17 protein-coding genes and 1 other annotated feature (1 of these 18 cut by a window edge) are annotated in these 18559 nt (G+C 61.9%); of the genes, 4 read left to right on the top strand and 13 right to left on the bottom strand.

The window, feature by feature from the left end:
* Positions 1-379 precede the first annotated feature (379 nt).
* The 5 genes from PM3016_RS14085 to PM3016_RS14065 all read right to left on the bottom strand — a co-directional run bounded on the left by PM3016_RS14085 (position 380) and on the right by PM3016_RS14065 (position 5347).
* A complete protein-coding gene (locus PM3016_RS14085) occupies positions 380-1585 on the bottom strand; it encodes an acetyl-CoA C-acetyltransferase (protein ID WP_014369962.1) in 1206 nt (401 codons plus the stop codon).
* Entirely contained in the window at positions 1582-2262 is a 681-nt protein-coding gene (locus PM3016_RS14080) for a 3-oxoacid CoA-transferase subunit B (protein WP_014369961.1), read from the bottom strand. The genes PM3016_RS14085 and PM3016_RS14080 overlap by 4 nt, the downstream gene beginning before the upstream one ends.
* A gap of 103 nt (positions 2263-2365) precedes the next feature.
* Complete coding sequence (locus tag PM3016_RS14075) at positions 2366-3073, bottom strand: CoA transferase subunit A (RefSeq protein WP_014369959.1); 708 nt, start codon at positions 3071-3073, stop codon at positions 2366-2368.
* 41 nt (positions 3074-3114) lie between these two features.
* Positions 3115-3900, bottom strand: coding sequence for a 3-hydroxybutyrate dehydrogenase (locus PM3016_RS14070; protein WP_014369958.1), 786 nt, complete (start codon positions 3898-3900; stop codon positions 3115-3117).
* A 67-nt stretch (positions 3901-3967) separates the two neighbouring features.
* Complete coding sequence (locus PM3016_RS14065; RefSeq protein ID WP_014369957.1) at positions 3968-5347, bottom strand: GntP family permease; 1380 nt, start codon at positions 5345-5347, stop codon at positions 3968-3970.
* Positions 5348-5516: 169 nt separating this feature from the next.
* Here PM3016_RS14065 and PM3016_RS40765 point away from each other — a divergent pair, with 169 nt between their 5' ends.
* Entirely contained in the window at positions 5517-5900 is a 384-nt protein-coding gene (locus PM3016_RS40765; RefSeq protein WP_274379999.1) for a helix-turn-helix domain-containing protein, read from the top strand.
* Positions 5794-6429 carry a LysR substrate-binding domain-containing protein gene (locus PM3016_RS14060; protein WP_014369956.1) on the top strand — a complete coding sequence of 212 codons (636 nt, stop codon included), beginning with the start codon at positions 5794-5796 and terminating at the stop codon, positions 6427-6429. Before PM3016_RS40765 ends, PM3016_RS14060 begins: the two co-directional genes overlap by 107 nt.
* A 338-nt stretch (positions 6430-6767) precedes the next feature.
* On the opposite strand, the gene PM3016_RS14055 is transcribed toward PM3016_RS14060, so the two are convergent.
* Positions 6768-7874, bottom strand: coding sequence for an AbrB family transcriptional regulator (locus PM3016_RS14055; protein WP_014369955.1), 1107 nt, complete (start codon positions 7872-7874; stop codon positions 6768-6770).
* A 95-nt stretch (positions 7875-7969) separates the two neighbouring features.
* Positions 7970-9259: a Gfo/Idh/MocA family protein gene (locus tag PM3016_RS14050; protein ID WP_014369954.1), complete on the bottom strand. Its 1290-nt coding sequence runs from the start codon at positions 9257-9259 to the stop codon at positions 7970-7972.
* A 155-nt stretch (positions 9260-9414) separates the two neighbouring features.
* Between PM3016_RS14050 and PM3016_RS14045 the strand changes: the two genes are divergently transcribed.
* The gene (locus PM3016_RS14045; protein WP_014369953.1) at positions 9415-10302 is read left to right on the top strand and encodes an AraC family transcriptional regulator; all 888 of its coding nucleotides are present in this window, start codon (positions 9415-9417) and stop codon (positions 10300-10302) included.
* A 397-nt stretch (positions 10303-10699) separates the two neighbouring features.
* On the opposite strand, the gene PM3016_RS14040 is transcribed toward PM3016_RS14045, so the two are convergent.
* From PM3016_RS14040 to PM3016_RS14015, 6 genes are all read right to left on the bottom strand, one after another.
* Positions 10700-11815, bottom strand: coding sequence for an aminopeptidase (locus PM3016_RS14040; protein ID WP_014369952.1), 1116 nt, complete (start codon positions 11813-11815; stop codon positions 10700-10702).
* 164 nt (positions 11816-11979) lie between these two features.
* Positions 11980-12105 (bottom strand): hypothetical protein, encoded by a 126-nt coding sequence (locus PM3016_RS40760; RefSeq protein ID WP_013916295.1) that lies wholly within the window; start codon positions 12103-12105, stop codon positions 11980-11982.
* Between the two features lie 275 nt (positions 12106-12380).
* Entirely contained in the window at positions 12381-12824 is a 444-nt protein-coding gene (ndk, locus tag PM3016_RS14030; protein WP_013916292.1) for a nucleoside-diphosphate kinase, read from the bottom strand.
* Positions 12825-13293: 469 nt separating this feature from the next.
* Positions 13294-14586, bottom strand: coding sequence for a UDP-N-acetylglucosamine 1-carboxyvinyltransferase (gene murA / locus PM3016_RS14025; RefSeq protein WP_041619113.1), 1293 nt, complete (start codon positions 14584-14586; stop codon positions 13294-13296).
* 30 nt (positions 14587-14616) lie between these two features.
* Entirely contained in the window at positions 14617-15321 is a 705-nt protein-coding gene (locus tag PM3016_RS14020) for an FHA domain-containing protein (RefSeq protein WP_014369950.1), read from the bottom strand.
* A gap of 102 nt (positions 15322-15423) precedes the next feature.
* Positions 15424-16626 (bottom strand): DUF2087 domain-containing protein, encoded by a 1203-nt coding sequence (locus PM3016_RS14015; protein ID WP_014369949.1) that lies wholly within the window; start codon positions 16624-16626, stop codon positions 15424-15426.
* Between the two features lie 213 nt (positions 16627-16839).
* On the opposite strand from PM3016_RS14015, the gene PM3016_RS14010 reads away from it, so the two are divergent.
* On the top strand, positions 16840-18366 hold the full coding sequence (locus PM3016_RS14010; RefSeq protein ID WP_014369948.1) for an LTA synthase family protein: 1527 nt from the start codon (positions 16840-16842) through the stop codon (positions 18364-18366).
* Between the two features lie 160 nt (positions 18367-18526).
* Positions 18527-18559 (top strand) — a binding site (T-box leader) (it continues 259 nt past the right edge of the window).

The following is an 18559-nucleotide window of genomic DNA, read 5'->3' as shown; positions in this document are numbered from 1 at the left end:
AGGTTCTCGGGTGTCGTCTATGAAGCTTACCCTTCCAGTATATTACATTCCAGCCAAAACAGTTGTGAACATTCCGTGGGAGATGTATGACTTTTTTTGTTCCAATCACCGGTGACATGGACCTAAAGCAGCCTATGCAGGACTTGTCTTCCAGCAGCCCAAAAAGCACCCGATCCCACTTTTACCATGGAATCGGGTGCTTTTATTCTCGCTATATTCTCGACTTCACTCTGCTGCCCTGCCGACAACCTTCCGCCGCAAAGCGTGAACGTCTACTCAGTGTCTCTTCTGCCCGCATGTGCCTACACCAGCCACATGCTCGCATCCATGGTCCCCAGCCGCCGCCCCCCGCGTGGCTTACTCACCGCTTCCTTCCGCGCTACCCCGCGCTCTGCTCCACCCGCTCCACGAGCATCGCAACGCCCTGGCCGCCGCCGATACACAGCGCGGCGATGCCATAGCGCGCCTCCCGCCGGGCTAGCTCGTGCAGCAGCGTGACGAGCACGCGGGCTCCGCTAGCCCCGATCGGGTGGCCGAGGGCGATGGCGCCGCCGTTGACGTTCACGCGGTCCGCGGGCACGCCCAGCTCGCGCATGACGGCCAGGGACTGGGCGGCGAACGCCTCGTTGAGCTCGAAGAGCTCCACCGAGTCCAGCGCCACGCCCGTCTTCTGCACGAGCCGGCGCACGGCGTCGACAGGCCCGAGGCCCATCACGGCCGGGTCCAGCGCCGCCTGCGCATAGCCCCGGATGCGGGCCAGCGGCTGCACGCCGAGCTCCCGCGCCCGCTCTGCCGACATCACGACGAGCGCCGCCGCGCCGTCGTTGATGCCCGAGGCGTTGCCGGCCGTGACGGTGCCGCCGTCGCGGAACGCCGGGCGCAGCCGGGCGAGCGCCTCCGCCGTCGTGCCGGCCCGCGGGTGCTCGTCCACGGCGAAGAGCACCGGCGGCCCCTTGCGCTGCGGCACGGGCACCGGCACGATCTCGGCTTGCAGCCGGCCGGCCGATGCCGCCTCCGCCGCCCGCCGCTGGCTCTCCGCCGCGAAGGCGTCCTGCTCCTCCCGCGTCAGCCCGTACCGTTCCGCGATATTCTCGGCCGTGAGGCCCATGTGAATATCGCAGGAGGCGCACCACAGGCCGTCGCGGACCAGTGAGTCGACGAGCGCGGCATCGCCGAGCCGCAGGCCGTCCCTTGCCCCCGGCAGCAGGTAAGGCGCCCGGCTCATGTTCTCCATCCCCCCGGCCACCACGACCTCGGCGTCTCCGAGGAGTACGGCCTGCGCCGCCAGCATCACGGCTTTGAGCCCGGAGCCGCACACCTTATTGACGGTCATCGCCGGCACCGAGACGCCGAAGCCCGCCTTCAGCCAGGCCTGCCGGGCCGGATTCTGGCCGAGTCCCGCCTGCAGCACACTGCCGAGGATCACCTCATCCACATGCTCCTCGCCGATACCGGCCCGCTGCAGAGCCTCCTTCACCACGATGCTGCCGAGCTCCGGGGCCGAGATTCCCGCCAGGGAACCCTGAAAGCTCCCGATCGCCGTCCGGACTCCGCTGACAATAACCGCTTCCCGATCCGTGTTCATCCTATCGCGCCCCCTTTGACCGCCGCTTCGCCGTTATGCAGTTCCGGCGCCACGGTGTACGCCGCCTCCGTCCGCTGCCGCACCTCGTCCAGTGTGACACCGGGCTGCAGCTCGATCAGGCGCATGCCCTCCGGCGTGAAATCGAAAACCGCCAGATCGGTGATCAGCCGGTCCACGACGCCCGAGCCGGTCAGCGGGAGCGTGCAGGCCTTCCGGACCTTGCTCTGGCCGTGCTTGTTCACATGCTCCATGATGACGACGATCCGCTTCGCCCCGCTGACCAGATCCATCGCGCCGCCCATCCCCTTGACCATCAGGCCGGGGATCATCCAGTTCGCGAGATCCCCGTTCTCCGCGACCTCCATGCCGCCCAGGATCGCAAGATCGATATGACCGCCCCGGATCATGGCGAACGACTCCGCACTGTCGAAGAACGACGCGCCGCGGATGGCCGTGACGGTCTCTTTGCCTGCATTGATGAGATCCGGATCCTCCTCGCCCTCATACGGATACGGTCCGATGCCGAGCAGCCCGTTCTCCGACTGCAGCATGACGTTCATTCCTTCGGGGATCGCTCCCGCCACCAGCGTAGGCATCCCGATGCCGAGATTGACATACATCCCGTCCCGGACCTCCCGGACCGCTCTCGCCACAATGATCTCCCGCTGTCCCTTCATAACGCTCCCTCCTCTGCGCATACTCTGCTCAGCTCTTCCGACGTCCACTGCTCGACACGCTGCACGAATCTCCCCGGCGCATCCATGATCTCCGGCTGCCCCGTCATGCCGTACCCTCCTTCGAGCGTACCGTACGCCGCTCGATGCGCTTGCCTTCCGCTGTGCCCTGCACGACCCGCTGCACGTAGATCCCCGGCGTATGAATCTCATCCGGGTCCAGCTCCCCCGCCTCCACGATGATCTCCGCCTCGGCGATCGTAATCCGGCCGGCGGCCGCGGCCAGCGGGTTGAAGTTGCGCGAGGTCCGGCGGTACACGAGATTGCCGAGCGTGTCCGCCTTCCACGCCTTGACCAGTGCGAAGTCACCCACGATGCCGCGCTCCAGCACAAAAGTCCGGCCGTCAAACGATTTGTGCTCCTTGCCTTCGGCCACAACCGTGCCCACACCCGTCGGGGTATAGAATCCCGGGATGCCGGCTCCGCCAGCGCGGATGCGCTCGGCCAGCGTCCCCTGGGGGACGAGCTCCAGCTCCAGCTCGCCGCTGAGCACCTGCCGCTCGAACGTCTTGTTCTCCCCGACGTAGGAGGACACCATCCTGCGGATCTGACGCCCCGCCAGCAGCAGGCCGAGTCCGGCGTCATCCACACCGCAGTTGTTGCTGACCACGGTCAGCCCCTTCGTGCCCTGTGCCTGCAGGGCGCGGATCAGCCCTTCGGGAATGCCGCAGAGCCCGAAGCCCCCCACGACCAGCAGCGAGCCGTCGGCAATATCCCGCACCGCCTCTTCCATCGAAGCCACTCTTTTGTCCATGCGCTTCTTCTCCTCCCTCAGCTTCTTTCTCCCGCAAAACGCTACTGTGCAGTATAGCCTCCATCGATCAGCAGCGACGCCCCCGTTACGCCCCGCAGCTTGTCGCTGGCGATCAGCACGGCGTAGTCCGCAATCTCCTCCACCGTCAGCAGCCTGCGCTGCGGCACGAGCGGATAGATCACTTCCTCGAGCACGCTCTCGAGCGGTACGCCCCGCGTACGCGCCAGATCCTCGAGCTGCCCGCGGACCAGCGGCGTATCGACGTAGCCCGGACAGAGCGCATTCACGGTGATCCCGTGGGACGCCCCTTCGAGCGCCGCCACCTTCGTCAGGCCGATCAATCCGTGCTTCGCACTGTTGTAAGCCGCCTTGCCGGCGAACCCGATTACCCCGTTGATCGACGCCATGTTGATGACGCGCCCGTACCCGCCCCGCTTCATCAGCGGAAACGCATGCTTGATTCCGATAAAAGCTCCCGTAAGCATCACCTTGATCATGAACTCGAATTTGTCCACAGGAAAGTCCTCAAGCGGCGCCACATGCTGCAGTCCCGCATTATTGACGAGAATATCGAGCGAGCCGTACGTCTCGTCCGCTGCCTGAAGCGCCGCCGCATACTCCCCTTCCTGCGTCACGTCGCACCGCAGGCCGAGCGCTTCGAAGCCTTCCTCCTGCAGCAGGGAAGCCGCCTGCAGCGCCCCCTCGGTCCGGATGTCAGTGACGACCACCCGGGCCCCTTCCTTTGCGAATGTCCTTGCGATCTCCAATCCGATGCCGCTGGCCGCCCCCGTGATGAGGGCGGTGCGGTCTCTAAGCAGCTGTGACATGAACGAATCCTCTCCTTTTCCACATGTGAACGATTGCCTACCGTATGACCTTCGTATGGATACTGCGTCAGAACATCGACAGCACGATCGCCAGCACGAACACGGTAACCGTCTTCACCACCGTGATCGCAAAAATATCCTTATACGCCTGCCGGTGCGTCAGTCCGGTGATGGCCAGCAGCGTGATGACTGCGCCGTTATGCGGCAGGGTGTCCATCCCGCCCGACGCCATCGAGGCGATCCGGTGGAGCAGCTCCGGCGAGATGCCGGCCGCCTGGGCCGCCGTCAGGTACGTCTTGCCCATGACTTCCAGCGCGATCGACAGACCGCCCGAAGCCGACCCTGTTACCCCGGCAAGAATGTTGACGGACACCGCCTCGGAGATCAGCGGGTTGTCGCTGATGCCGAGAATCCAATTCTGGATGAGCTTGAATCCTGGGAGCGTTTTCACCACATTGCCGAAGCCCACCTCGGAAGCCGTATTGAAAATGGCGAGCAGCGAGCCCATCGCCGCAGCGGTCAATCCCGCCGCCAGCTTGCCCTGCACCGCACGGACGTTAATGCACAAGGCTGCCGCAATCCCGATACACAGGGCGATGATGAGCGCCCAGGAGGAGGAGACCGTTTTGACATTCGCGATGTTGAAGCTCTTGAGGAGCTCCGCGCTGTACCAGTTGTTCACCGTAAGTGCGCCCCGGCTGAGCAGATAGTTGAAGAGCAGCACGAGCACCAGCGGCAGCACGGCGATCCAGATATTCGGGTACGTCTGGTTCTCGAGCACCTCCGGCTCGTTCTTGTGGCCGGTCCCGTAGCCTTCTCCGGCCTGCGCCGCCTCCTTGCGGCGTCTCTCCAGCCAGAACAATCCCCCGGCGAGCACCATGAGCCCGCCGATCGTCCCGAGCACCGGAGCCGCATACGCGTCGGTTCCGAAATATGTCGTCGGAATGATGTTCTGAATCTGCGGCGTCCCTGGAAGCGCATCCATGGTGAACGTGAAAGCGCCGAGCGCAATCGTGCCGGGGATCAGGCGCTTCGGAATGTCCGCTTCACGGAAGATGGCGACGGCGAACGGATACACCGCGAAGGCCACCACGAACAGCGATACCCCGCCGTAGGTCAGCACCGCACAGGCGGCGACCACCGATAAGATCGCCCGCTGCGAACCGAGCGCTCTCACGATCGCCTGCGCGATGGAGGACGCCGCCCCGCTGAGCTCCATCACTTTGCCGAAGATCGCGCCGAGGAGGAAGATGGGGAAGAAGCTTTTGACATAATTCGCCGCATTGCTCATGTACGTCTCCGTGTAGCTCGGCAGCAGGGCGTTCCCCGAAATTACAACGGCAAGCAGCGTGAACACCGGAGCGAAGACGATGACCGGATACCCCCGGTAGGCAAAAAACATAAGCAGTCCCAAGGCTAACACGATCGCCAAGACCTGTAGGATCATCGGGCATTTCTCCTCTTCATGGAAGTTGATCGCTTTTTCTGTTATCTAAAACGCTTACAATTCAAATTCCCGCCGGCTCCGACGGAAGGGTTCCTGTGCCTTTTCAGTTTACATCCCCGTCCCCCGCAGGTAAAATTCAGAGATAGCATGATCTTCATGAAAAAATGTTATGAATCGGGGTTGCCCACACGTGGATATACGACAGCTTGCCTACCTGCTGGAGATTGCCAAACACCAGAACATCACCAAAGCGGCGGAAGCGCTTCACATGACCCAGCCCACCTTGAGCAAGATCGTCAAGGCGGTCGAGGAAGAGCTCGGGGTCACCCTCTTCGACCGTTCCGGCAAAAGCGTGAGGCGTCACCGATGCGGGAGAAGCCGCCGTCGCTCAGATTCACTCTGTCCTGCAGGCGTTCGAGGGGCTTCACACGGCGCTCGGAGACGTCGTGCAGCTGAAAAAGGGCCTGATTCGCATCGGCCTGCCGCCCGTGATCGGCTCCGTGTTCTTCCCCCGGATTCTGGCCGGGTTCCGCGCCAAGCATCCGCATATTGATTTTGATCTGGTGGAAGAAGGGGCGAACAAGGTGGAGAGCCTGCTGCTCGAAGGGGCGCTTGACATGGGCGTCGTCGTCTCCCCTGTGGATCCGGAGAGCTTCGATACGCTGCCTTTTCTCTACCAGCAGCTTGCGCTGGTGATTCACGAGAGCCATCCACTCGCCGCACAGCCTTCCGTCCGGCTGGAGGAGCTCCGGGGCGAGCCGTTCGTGCTCTTCCCCCGCGGGTTCGCCGTCCGGCGGCATGTGATGCGGGCATGCCGGGACCTCGGCTTCGAGCCGTCGATCGTCTATGAGAGCTCGCAGTGGGATCTCCTGGCCGAGATGGTCGCCGCCCGCGTAGGGGTCTCGATCATTCCCCAGGCGATCTGCAGCAAGATAACGAACCCGGACGTCCGCACGCTGGCCCTCACCGATCCGGTCATTCCGTGGAACCTCGAAGTGATCTGGCCCAAAAGCAAATACGTCTCCTATGCGATGCGGGAGTTTCAGGCGTACATCCGGGAGGTCTCCGGTCCGCAGCCGTGAAGCTCCTCCTCGGCCAGAATAAACGGCTTCGCCGTCCTTTATATGCGCGTTCATAAGAAAGATCAGTTGACAGAAACGAACTTAAGCGAGTTAACTCTTCTGAGTCTCTGGAAAAAGCCCCGGGCTGCCGCAGACGCCCGGGGCTTCTCTATGTACTGTTCTGGGTACAGCAGACTCGATGTACTATCCATTGGGCTGCCGGCTGCAAAAAAACGTTCTGCTGCCGGTTAAACAGCCGACTTTCCGCCGTCCCATGCCTTTCATGAGCGGTTACCGGCAGGTCGAAGACCCGGCGCTGAGGGCTGATCTGCCCGCTGTCCACAGCCCTCCGCTCCGCTTCACGCCCCAGGACGCTCCGGCTTCGCCGGCGCCCCTTCCTCTCTGCGGGCGGCGGCCCGGCGGAAGCCCCAGCGGAGCAGATAAGGCACCGCGAAGAGAATGAACAGGATGCGGAACATCTGGAAGGCGACGACGAGCGACACGTCGGCCCCGATCACAGAGGCGACGACCCCCATCTCCGTCATGCCGCCGGGTGAGGTGCTGAGGAAGGCGGTGGCCGTGGTCATCGGCAGGAGCAGGCTGTAGACCCAGGAGAGCCCTAGCGAGAAGAGCACGAGCCCCGCGCCGGTGAGCAGCGAGTAAGGCAGCAGGCGGCGCCACCCGGCCAGGCCGCTGAGCTTGATGCCGAGGCCGAGGTAGATGCCGAGGCTCCACTGCGCTGCGAGCAGCAGCGGGGCCGGCAGGTGCGGCGGCGCCAGGCCTGCGATCGTCAGCCCGGCGGAGGCCAGCATCGGGCCGAGGAACCACGGCGTCGGCAGCTTGAGCCGCACCGCGCCGAGGGCCGCGAGCGGGATGAGCACGACGGCGGCCGCCAGGCCGAGCGGATGTGCTGCGGCCGCGTCAGGGGCGGGAAGCGGCACGGCGGATACGGGAGCCGCAGGGCCGGCCAGGCCGTGCACGGCGAGGAACGGCACCGCGAAGATGACGGTGAGCAGCCGGACCGTCTGCATGAAGGCGACCACGGTGCCGTCGGCCCCAGGCGTCTCCTCGCTGACGAGGACCATCTGGCTCAGGCCGCCCGGCACGCTGCCGATGATTCCGCTCTGCGCGGAGATGCCGGCCCGGCGGGCGAGCCAGTACCCGGCGAGCATGCTGAAGCCGACGGTGAGCAGCGTGGCCGCCGCCATGGCCGGCAGCTGGGCCGCGATCTGGCGGGCGCTGTCCGCCGTGAAGGCGAGGCCCATCGCGTAGCCCAGCAGAAGCAGGCCGCCGTTGCGGCAGGCGACCGGCCAGACCAGCGGCCGGTCCGCTCCGGCGATCAGCGATTGCCACAGCACCGCCGCCGTCAGCGGACCGAGCATCCAGCTCAGCGGCATGTGCAGCCAGGCGAAGAGCAGCCCTCCGGGCGCGGTGACGGCAAGCGTCATAAGCAAACGTGTCATCATGATGAAGGCCGCCTTCCTACGAAACGAACCCCCGGCTGCAGAGGGCTGCAGCCGGGGGCCGATGTACTTATTTTAGGTTAGTATACCACATGTCCTTAGAAACGGACCAATTCGGATACGCGGACCGGCTGGCCTGTGCGCAGCGATCGGTTGCCTGCGATCCCTGTCAGGATCGACATCGCGCCGTCCACGTGAGAAGCTGCGCGATTGAAGCGGTCCGGCTCCGGCGTACCGAACAAATCGTTCAGGAGCACCGGGTCGCCGCCGCCATGGCCGCCCTTGCCTTCCTTCACCTGCACCTCGTACGGCGCTTCGAAGATCGGGTGGACGATAATCTTTTTGCCGACGACCGCGCCTTCCAGTGCCTGATCGCCGCCCGAGTTCACATAGGAGGACTCGACGACCTCCATCTCAATGCGGCCCTTCGTACCGTTAAACGCCACTCGGAAACCTTCCCACGGAGCATAGGCATACAGGTTGTACGTCAGGATCGCGCGGTTCTTGTACTGCACCATCACGCCCATCGTGTCCTCAATGGAGATGCCTTCGCCGAATACGCTCTGGTCACGCTGGTAGCCGTCCTCGTGCTCCGCATCGAGATACATGCCCTTCAGCGACTCGTTCTTGTCGAGATGGAGCGCGAAGTGGTCGTTCTCCGCGTTCTTGCTGCCGGTCGCACGCTGGTAGAACTCCGTAACGCCGCGCTTCTCCGCGTTCTCCTTGCCGTAGAACATGAGATCACCGAGGGCGAACACGGTCTGCGGCTGGGTGTTCAGCCAGAAGTTCACCAGGTCAAAGTGGTGCGTCGACTTGTGCACGAGGAGGCCGCCGCTGTTGCGCTTGTCGCGGTGCCATCTGCGGAAATAGTCCGCGCCGTGCTTCGTGTTCAGCAGCCACTCGAAGTGAACCGAATGCACGTCGCCGATCACGCCGTCTTCGATCAGCTCGCGGATCTTCGTGTTGTGCGGGGAATACCGGTAGTTGAACGTCACACGCAGCTGGCGGCCTGTCCGCTTCACCGCGTCGAGAATCTCCTGGCACTTGTCCTCGTCGACAGTCATCGGCTTCTCGGTCATAACATCGCAGCCGAGCTCCATTGCGCGTATAATGTAGGTATGGTGTGTGCGGTCGACGGAAGTGACGATGACCACATCGGGCTTCGTCTCCTCGATCATCCGGTCGAACTCGTGGGCTTTGTATGTAGGTACAGGTTCTGCTCCAAGATCCGTGATCTGTTTGTTCGCATAATTCATGCGGGTCTGGTTCACGTCGCAGAAGGCAATGAGCTGGGAGGTTTCTTTGAAATCGGATACAATTGCCTTATAGAAAAATGCCGCGCGGCCGCCGGTCCCGACCAGGGCATACGTCTTGCGCTGATCTGTCATGTGTTGCTCCTCCTCTATGGGTTAAGGTATAGTTGGAGTATAGCGCAAGATCTATAGGATTTCAGCACGGAAATTGTCTAAATTCTTTATTTTCAACATATATTGCTCTCTCTGTTTGCTGCAATCCAGTCCCTCTGAGGAAAGGAGTCTCTCCGATGACGCCCACCGATACGCCCAGGGTCCCGTCCGTGCATCTCACGGATGAACCCGCTTTCATTCTGAACCATACCCACCGCTCCGCCTCGTTCAATATGGAATCGAACCATTCGCATGATTCCTACGAGATCTACTATATGCAGTCGGGCAGCCGCTACTATTTTATCAAGGACCGCTCATATCTCGTCCGCGAAGGGGATCTTGTGCTCATCGAGCCCTCCGTGCTGCACCGCACCACCGAAGCTCACAGCTCCGAGCACGAGCGCATCCTGATCAACTTTAAGCCCGAGTGGCTCGGTTCGCTGCTGCCGGCGATGGAGCCGGACCTTCTGGAGGCGTTCGGCCGTGTGCCGGTCGTCCGGCCGGAGCCCAAGGACCGCCAGCGCATCGAGCTCCTGCTGACCACGATGCTTGCCGAGCAGAGCCATCCGGACGAGCCGGGGGCCGGCAGCGCGCTGAAGCTGTATTTGGCGGAGCTGCTCCTGTGGCTGTACCGCTGGCGGTTGAAGGAGCAGGCTGCGGAGAACGGCGGACGCTCCGAGCACCCGACGTCGCTGCACCGCAAGGTGTCGGACATCGTGCAGCATATCAACGCCTCGTTCCATGAGGAGCTGTCGCTGCAGGTGCTGGCCGACCGGTTCCACATCTCGCCGTACTACCTCTGCCGCATCTTCAAGGAAGCGACGGGCTTCACCCTCGTCGAGTACATCCAGCGGCTGCGGGTCCACGAAGCGCGCAAGCTGCTGGCCGGCACCTCCATGCGGATCACCGAAGTGGCCGGCGAGGTCGGCTTCGATTCGTCGACGCACTTCGGGCGCGTGTTCAAGGCGATCTGCGGCCTCTCGCCGCTGCAGTACCGCAAGTCCATCGAAGGGGGCGGGAAGTAAGCCGGGCGCGGGCGCTATAAAAACGGCCGGCCAAATCAGCCGGCCGTCTTGCGTGCACGGATTTACCGTGGCTGAAGTGTCAGGGCGCGTTTCCGCCTTGCTTACACGGAAGATCCGCATTAATCGCGCTTCGGGCTCGCCCTCCACGCCCTCGCTGGCTCAGCGAACACGGATTTTCCGTGTTATTGCAGCGCCCAGGCGCGTTTCCGTCTCGCTTGCACGGATAATCCGTGCTATTTCGCCCCACGCCTCACAATCCCGCACCGCTTCTCGTCAAGTTGGCCGTATGCATAGCAAAAAAAGCCGCCCCAATCGGAGCGGCTTTTACAGCTTCCTGCATGCATTTTCCAAACTATCGCATCCTTCTGACGGCGCGGACAGCCGGCCGCAGGCCTGCTTACTTCAGGTTCTCCGGATTAAGCTTCTCGAGCTCCGGCACGACGAAGCGTCCGTCCTTGCGGATCAGACGGTCGTCGAAGTAAATTTCCCCGCCGCCGTACTCCGGACGCTGGATGAGGACCATATCCCAGTGCACCGAAGAGCGGTTGCCGTTGTCGGCACTCTCATAAGCGTTGCCCGGGGTGAAGTGGATGCTGCCGTCGATCTTCTCGTCGAAGAGGATATCCTTCATCGGATGCTGGATATGCGGGTTCACCCCGATCGCGAACTCACCGATGTAGCGCGCCCCTTCATCCGAATCCAGGATGTCGTTCAGCTTCTTCGTCTCGTTGGCCGTCGCTTCGACGATGCGGCCGTTCTCAAAGCGCAGGACTACCTTCTCGAAGACAGTGCCCTGATAGATTGTCGGCGCGTTGTACGAGATGACCCCGTTTACCGAATCCTTGACCGGCGCCGTGAACACTTCGCCGTCCGGAATATTGAACTCGCCGGCGCACTTGATCGCCGGGATGCCCTTGATCGAGAAGCTCAAATCGGTGCCTTCGCCGACGAGGCGCACCTTGTCAGTCTTCTCCATGAGTTCGACGAGCGAATCCATGGCGGCGGACATTTTGCTGTAGTCGAGGTTGCAGACGCGGAAGTAGAAATCCTCGAACGCTTCCGTGCTCGTGTTCGCCAGCTGGGCCATCGAGGCGTTCGGATACCGCATGATCGTCCATTTCGTATGATTGACGCGCTGGTCTGTGACCGGGCGCTGGTACTCTTTGAAATACAGCTTCAGTTTGTCTTCCGGCACATCGGAAGTCTCCGTGATGTTGTCTCCGCTGCGGATGCCGAGATACGCCTGCATCTTCTTCATCCGCTCCACTTCGATCTCCGCCATCTGGCGGTACAGCTCCAGCGAGCCGCCGAGCATCAGGGCGCGGGTAACCGCCGGATCACGGTACTCGACAAACGGATGACCGCCGGCCGCGTAGACCTCTTCAATTATACACTTGGTCAATTCCTGATCACGCAGGCCGATCGATTCGATCAGAATGTTCTCGCCCGGCTGCAGGTTCACCGAGTAACGCACCAGATTGTGCGCCAATTCTTTCAAACGGGGGTCTCTCATACGACTTTTCTCCTTTGTTGCACCAGTTTCCCGAACGGATCGGATCCGTTCGCGGGTGAAATCGGAAGTGTTACAGTACCAATGTAACCAATTCCCGGCCAAACTTCAAATCTCCTCATCCGCACGGCGAACTCTCCTGCAAATCTGGCAGTAAAAGGGAATGGTTATCCGCGTGCCGCATAGTAGGTGCCGACGGCCCCCCACGAGAACAGGTGTACGAGCAGCACGCCGCCGAGCGCGGCCGGTACGGTGAGCGGCATCCCTAGACCATAGAGCACGAAGAGCAGCATTACCGTGCATAACGTACAGAACCAGGCCGCCGCTCTCGCCTTCTGCCAGTGGGTTTACTTCCAGTACACATGTCAAGCCCGCTTTACATTCAAAACACGGCAGGACCAGGAAAGCCGGACCTGCTCCGTCTTACTGCAAGCAGGGTCTATCCTCCGCACTTTTGCCCAGCTGCACACAACAAAACCACTGTCTCTCCCGAAGGACAAAACAGTGGTTTCCAGCAAAATCCTATTTTTGTATAAATGAACGGCTTCCCGCTCCGTAAGCCTCTCTCCTAGATGCACACCTGCAGCGGGCAGTCATATGCAACAACCTCTTCCGGCCGGAAGAAATTCGCAATCTCCCGTTCGGCGCTCTCCACGGAGTCGGAGCCGTGAATCACATTGAAGCCTTTATGTACCGCATAATCGCCGCGGATCGTCCCTGGAGCGGCGTCCAGCGGATCGGTCTTGCCAATCATGTTGCGCGTAAGCTGCACCACATTGTCGCCTTCCCAGATCATGGCGAAGCACGGACCGGAGGTGATGAAGTCCACCAGCTCGCCGAAGAACGGCTTCTCCCGGTGCTCGGCATAATGCCTCTCAGCCTGTTCCCGCCCGAAGACGACGAGCTTCGCTGCAGTGAGCTGGAACCCTCTCTCCTCAAAACGCTGAACAAGCCGGCCAACCAGCTGTCTGCGCACACCGTCGGGCTTTACCATCAAGAATGTTCTTTCCATGGAAATGCACTCCATTCTCTCTTTGGGATTGTTGGGAAAATTCGGATGGGACCACATCTCATTATGTCCGGAATGGGGCTCCCGTAATCTTGCCGGGTGAAGCTTCTCTGTTCATTACGTCATACAGAAAACGAATTCACTTGAATAAAACATATCATATACTTTATATCAAGTAAATAGTATGTTATATTTAAGAGAATTCAGGAGATTCTTCTCTCCTTTCCCATGCCGCTGTATGGGTATATTACACCGCTGAGAAGCACCAGAAACTCCAGCCGCCTTTACGATCCGCCCGGCATTCCCCGAAACCGCATGATCCTCATCGGCCCCATCCCGTGCCAAGGGGGCGCAGGAATCAATGAGCGTCTTCGCAGCCTGTGGCCCGCTGCCGTTCCTAACACAAAAAGCAGGTTACACCCTAAGTGTACCTGCTTTATCAACGCGACGTATGTGATGCGCTTCACTATCTTCAGGAGCAATCCGACGAGAGTGCCGCCTCCTGCCGCCCGCCCGTTTGCAGAGTGATCTTCGCCCCAAGCGCACGGAAGCTGCCGAGCACGTCCGCATAGCCTCGCTGGATGTGCTCGGTCCCGGTGATCCGGGTAACGCCCTCGGCGGCAAGCCCCGCCAGGATCAGGCAGGTGCCGGCCCGCACGTCGGTCGCATGGACCCACCCGCCCGTGAGCGGCCGGCCCCCGCGGATGAACGCCGTCTCCCCGCGCACTTCGATCTCGGCGCCCAGCCGCCTCAGCTGGGGCACGTGATTGAACCGGTTCGGGAACACGTGGTCCGTCACCAGGCTCTTACCCTTCGCCTGGGTGAGCAGCGCCGTCATCGGCTGCTGCAGGTCCGTGGCGAAGCCGGGATACATCGCGGCACGCACCCGCACCGCCCGGACCCCCTCCGTGCCATAAGCTGTGATGCTGCTCTCCCGGCTCTCGAGCTCCAGCCCCGCTTCGCCGAGTTTGGCGATGCAGGAGCCCAGATGCTCGGGGATGACGTCACGCACCGTCACCACACCGCCGGTCATACCGGCCGCCATCAGGAAGGCCCCGGCGATCAGACGGTCGGGGATCACCGCGTGCCGGCCGCCGTCCAGGTACGGCACCCCGACGATGCGGATGCGGTCCGTTCCCGCACCGTAGACTTTGGCACCGAGCGCGTTCAGGAACGCGGCCGTATCGACCACCTCGGGATCGACGGCGGCGTGGTACAGGTTGGTCGTCCCGCGCGCCCGTGCCGCCGCCAGCATCGCATTGATGGTTGCCCCCGAAGTGATCGTGTCGAAGTAGATGTCCGCCCCGCGCAGCGATGCGGCTTCAACGGTATACGACTCCTCACCGGCATACACCTTGGCCCCCAGCGCCTGAAAAGCCTTGAGGTGCTGGTCGATCGGGCGCGACGTGAAATCATCCCCGCCGGGAAACCCGACCGTGACGCGTCCGAACTTCGCAAGCAGCGCGCCGGCAAAGTAATAAGATGCCCGGAAGCTGGACGCTTTGCCGGGATCGATCACCGCGCTGTGTATGTATCTCGGGTCGAGCACCAGCTCGCCCTGCGCCGTCCACTGCATGGACAGCCCGATATCCCGGGCGATGCGGCCGATGACTTTGACATCGTCGATCTCCGGGATGCCTTCGAGCGTCACGATCCCGTCGGCCAGGCACGCGGCCGCCAGGAGGGCGAGCGAGCTGTTCTTCGAGCCCGGTATGCGGACTTCGCCATGCAGCCTACCCGCCGCTTCCACTTCAAAATAATTCATGGTGCAGCCCCGCTTTCCCTTTAGCATCGTCTATCTCGCATGGCTCTTCAAATCGGTCTCGAGCACATAGCCGCTGCCCCGGACCGAAGAAATGAGGAAGGTGTCCTTGCCGTACTTCTTGCGGATCCGGTACACGAGCGCGTTGAGCTCGTCCATCGTGACGTCGGGAGCGCCGTCCGGCCCCGCCGAACGCTCCGGCCAGACGCTCCCCTTGATCTCGGAGATCGGCACAAGGCGGTTCGCCTGCTCATGCAGCAGCTGCAGCAGCAGATACTCCTTCTCGGACATGGCGATCCGCCTGCCGTTCACGACGCACTCCCGTTTCTCCCAGTGGATCGTCATCGGCCCGAGCGGCTCATCCAGCCGCTGGGTGATGCTCAGCGGCTCGAGCTCCAGCGTCCGGTCCGCGAAGACATACGAGAAGTGCAGGACGGTCATGCCCTTGGCCAGCTTGATGATATCGAAGGACTGCAGCGGATACGGCTGCCCCGGTTCGATCATCTCCCCGTTGAGCTCCGTCCCGTGGCGGCTGCCGCAGTCGTACAGCACCGCCTGCTCCCCCTCCCGGCGGATCAATATATGCTTGCGCGAGATGAACGCATTCGAGAATGCGAAATCCGGCGAATAGGTATTGGAAGCGCGGCCCACCACGGTCTCCGGTGCGGCCAGGTTCAGGCAGGTTCCCGAGCGGAAGGGCTCTCCGCGTATGACGTATAATGATGCATAAGTATCCATAACTTCCATCCTCCCTGCAGGTGAAGCAGAATCCTTTTCTATCATAGCGCACCCCTGCCGGGTTTGAAAAGTTTATGTGCCTGACGCCTGACTTACATTTGCCTAACGGCCGCTGCCGCCCTCCCGCGGTTCCGGGTGATAGCCGCGCTCCCCATAGGGCTTCAGCTCGTCCATCCACTTGGCTTCCAGCTGGGCCAGCAGCTTGCCCGCCTCGTCGGCATTGATCCCGCGCAGCGGAAGCTCCTCCAGCACCTCGAAGTCGATGCCCTCCCCGTCCGACGCCCGGAACTCCTCCTGCAGTTCCTTGCTCGGATGGCTGCCGCTCTCGAGCTGGAACCAGATCCGGTTCTTCATCCCCCCGAGATTGCGGGAAGAGCCGATGAGCATGCGGCCCGTGCGTCGGTTGATCACTCGGAACACACCGGCCGGCCGCTCGGTTTCCTGATACGCCTGCACGAGCTCCTTGCGCTTCTCGCGGCTCGGCTTGGCCCCCACGCTTCCGGAGTCAGCCTCTGCGGCCGCTTCCGTGCCGGTAGAATCTTTCTCTTCCGCCAGCCAATATGCACTGCCGTCGTCTTTGCGCTCCATAAAGCCGTATTCGACCATGTAGCGCCGCAGGACGGCGTAATCCGGCCAAGCTTGTTCAAGCACATCATTGACTTCCTTCTCCGTGTAGCGCTTATGGGGCTCGAACCGCTGGGCGAGCAGCCCCGCGATCCGGATGCGCAGGCTTTCCTTGCCGGGCCAGCGCTTCAGCGGACCGTGCGCCCCCTGGGGGAACAGCTTGCCGAGCCCTTCGGGCAGCTCCTCGTCCGGGGAGATCGCCTGCCCGGCTGCACCGGACGGCTTCGGCGCCTGTTCCTTGCTCTCCCTCAGGAGCTCCATCATCGCCAGGAACAGCCGGGCCTGCTTCTCCTTCTCCCGGAGCATGAAGCGGTGATTGCGGATCGTCGAAGCGCTGCCGCCCCCCACCTTCTTGACGATCTCCGCATCGCTGTGGCCCTCGTGGAACAAGAGCAGCAGGCTGCGCTGCAGATCCGAGAGGCCGGTCCACTTCTTGTCGAGACTGCTCAAATAATGCATCATGGAGCCATGCGCCGATGCAATGTGCTCCTTCATCCACCGGCCTGCGTCGAGGTACAGACCCGGACGCTCCTCCCCGGCAGGGTAGATGATGCCCTGCTCGGATTGGGCACTGCAGGCAAGGCAGCGGTAGACTCCGCTGTCCGGCTCGAACCGGTAGCCTTTCTTCAATTCCTCCTGCGATGCGGACCACAGGAGTTCGGACGGCTGGTGCTCCTTCATACGGGACCCTCTCCTTCAACCTTATCATATATAGACATAGTATGTTTTTGTTTGGTTAATGTCAAACATATTTACCCCATATCCCCATGCCTTTATCAAATAAATTTAATTCTGCGAAATCGTCCCGCCTGTATCACTCGGGTGGCCGGCATGGTATAATAACGTTACTTTTCTGCTGCGCAAACGCATACAAAATACAGGAGAACTGATCCCATGGCGCGTTTATTCCGGTGGGCTGCAGCCGCCGCCACCCTCCTCCTAGTGCTGACCTTCAGCGCGTCCGAATACAGCAAGCCGGGCGATCCGGGGCCTCCCCCCGATCTCAGCGAACCGATAGCCCTCACCCCCGAGGAGCTCAGGCAGCCGCCCAATATTATCATCGTGCTGAGTGAAGCGTTCTGGGACCCGACCCAGCTGCCCGGACTTCAGTTCAGCCGGGATCCGATCCCGTTTTTCCACTCCCTGCAGAATAGCTTTCCGCACGGAACGATGCTCTCCCCCATGTTCGGGGGCGGCACGGCCAATGTGGAGCTCGAAGTGCTGACCGGCCTCTCTTACCGTTTCTTTCCGCCGGACTCCGTTGTGTACGAGCAGTATATCAAGCAGCCCACGCCGTCGCTGGCCACCATTTTGTCGGCTCAAGGCTACAAGGCGACCGCGATCGCGCCGTTCCACCAGTGGTTCTTCACCTCGACCGATGTCTACCGGTACTTGGGCTTCTCCCGGTTCATCCCCCTGGAGTTCTTCAACCCCGACGAATTCGTGGGGCCGTATATGGGGGATGCCGCGGTCGCCCGTCGGATCACAGAGGAGAGCGAACGAAGCCACGGTCCGGACTTTATTTTCGCCAACACGATGGAGAACCATTATCACTATTACCCGGGCAAATTCAAGCGTAATACGATCGACGTCAAGGGTGACGGCGTATCGGCCGAGACGATCGGGCTGACCGAGACGCTCGCACAGGGCATGTCCGGTGCAGACCGCATGCTGCAGAGCCTCGTCAGCCACTACAGCACGGTAAGGGAACCGACGATCATCGTGTTCTTCGGCGACCACCTGCCCTCCCTTGAGAAGTACAACGCCTACGTGGATACCGGGTACATCTCCGGAACCGACGATCCCGATTTCCTGGAGAAAATGTACCATGTTCCGCTGGTGATCTGGAACAATTACCTGCCCCGGGGAGAGGCGGAGAAGCTGCATATGAGCCCCTCCTTCCTCGGTCCCCATGTGCTGAAGATGGCCGGCCGGGAAGGCAGCGACTATACGGACTACCTGGGCGAGCTCTCGAAGAAGCTCCCTGTCCTCCCGCCTGCGGAGCACTATGCCCGGTACGGGATCGACCCGGCCCTGGCGGGAGAATACGCCCGCAGGCAGGCCGAGCAGTTCGCCGAGGCCCAGCGCCTCGCCCCCCAGCGCAGCGAAGGAACCTTCGAGCTGGGGTACGGCCAACCGCGCCTGCAGGATATCACCACCGGGGGCGGCTCCCGCAGCGAACGGCACGGCCCCCTGCAGCTGACCCTCGAAGGCGGCCGCTTCGGACTCGGCTGCACGGTCTTCGTCGACGGGCAGGCCGTGCCGACCACCTGGCGCAGCGAATCCACCCTGCAGGCTCTCGTTCCACGGGAGCTGATCGGCGGAACCGGTACGCTTGCCGTACAGATCAAAGTGCTCGATTCGAAGGAGAACGTGCTGGCCGTCTCGGAGACGCTCAGCTTCCCCGCCCAGAGACACTGAGTCGATGGGGGCTTTGAGATTACGCCGGAAGGACGGCTGCCGTTCCGGCACCCAGCCGCAGAAACGAGAGTTGACAACCGGAAGCTTCCCATTGTAGAATCCTTGGTAGATTGAGACAGAATGAACCAATTCATTCCAGTCTCTGCTGTTATTGTATAGCATGCAGGCGTTGACAGGGAGAGTAGGTCGCTTC

It is taken from the genome of Paenibacillus mucilaginosus 3016, from assembly GCF_000250655.1.
Lineage (GTDB): Bacteria > Bacillota > Bacilli > Paenibacillales > NBRC-103111 > Paenibacillus_G > Paenibacillus_G mucilaginosus.
Note: the sequence above shows the minus strand (reverse complement) of the source record. Positions and strands in the feature narration are given on the sequence as shown.

Excerpts from the sequence above, each read along its gene's own strand:
- PM3016_RS14085 (WP_014369962.1), bottom strand. The coding sequence starts at position 1,585 with ATGAACACGGATCGGGAAGCGGTTATTGTCAGCGGAGTCCGGACGGCG.
- PM3016_RS14080 (WP_014369961.1), bottom strand. The coding sequence starts at position 2,262 with ATGAAGGGACAGCGGGAGATCATTGTGGCGAGAGCGGTCCGGGAGGTC.
- PM3016_RS14075 (WP_014369959.1), bottom strand. The coding sequence starts at position 3,073 with ATGGACAAAAGAGTGGCTTCGATGGAAGAGGCGGTGCGGGATATTGCC.
- PM3016_RS14070 (WP_014369958.1), bottom strand. The coding sequence starts at position 3,900 with ATGTCACAGCTGCTTAGAGACCGCACCGCCCTCATCACGGGGGCGGCC.
- PM3016_RS14065 (WP_014369957.1), bottom strand. The coding sequence starts at position 5,347 with ATGATCCTACAGGTCTTGGCGATCGTGTTAGCCTTGGGACTGCTTATG.
- PM3016_RS40765 (WP_274379999.1), top strand. The coding sequence starts at position 5,517 with ATGAATCGGGGTTGCCCACACGTGGATATACGACAGCTTGCCTACCTG.
- PM3016_RS14055 (WP_014369955.1), bottom strand. The coding sequence starts at position 7,874 with ATGATGACACGTTTGCTTATGACGCTTGCCGTCACCGCGCCCGGAGGG.
- PM3016_RS14050 (WP_014369954.1), bottom strand. The coding sequence starts at position 9,259 with ATGACAGATCAGCGCAAGACGTATGCCCTGGTCGGGACCGGCGGCCGC.
- PM3016_RS14045 (WP_014369953.1), top strand. The coding sequence starts at position 9,415 with ATGACGCCCACCGATACGCCCAGGGTCCCGTCCGTGCATCTCACGGAT.
- PM3016_RS14040 (WP_014369952.1), bottom strand. The coding sequence starts at position 11,815 with ATGAGAGACCCCCGTTTGAAAGAATTGGCGCACAATCTGGTGCGTTAC.
- PM3016_RS40760 (WP_013916295.1), bottom strand. The coding sequence starts at position 12,105 with ATGCTGCTCTTCGTGCTCTATGGTCTAGGGATGCCGCTCACCGTACCG.
- ndk (WP_013916292.1), bottom strand. The coding sequence starts at position 12,824 with ATGGAAAGAACATTCTTGATGGTAAAGCCCGACGGTGTGCGCAGACAG.
- murA (WP_041619113.1), bottom strand. The coding sequence starts at position 14,586 with ATGAATTATTTTGAAGTGGAAGCGGCGGGTAGGCTGCATGGCGAAGTC.
- PM3016_RS14020 (WP_014369950.1), bottom strand. The coding sequence starts at position 15,321 with ATGGATACTTATGCATCATTATACGTCATACGCGGAGAGCCCTTCCGC.
- PM3016_RS14015 (WP_014369949.1), bottom strand. The coding sequence starts at position 16,626 with ATGAAGGAGCACCAGCCGTCCGAACTCCTGTGGTCCGCATCGCAGGAG.
- PM3016_RS14010 (WP_014369948.1), top strand. The coding sequence starts at position 16,840 with ATGGCGCGTTTATTCCGGTGGGCTGCAGCCGCCGCCACCCTCCTCCTA.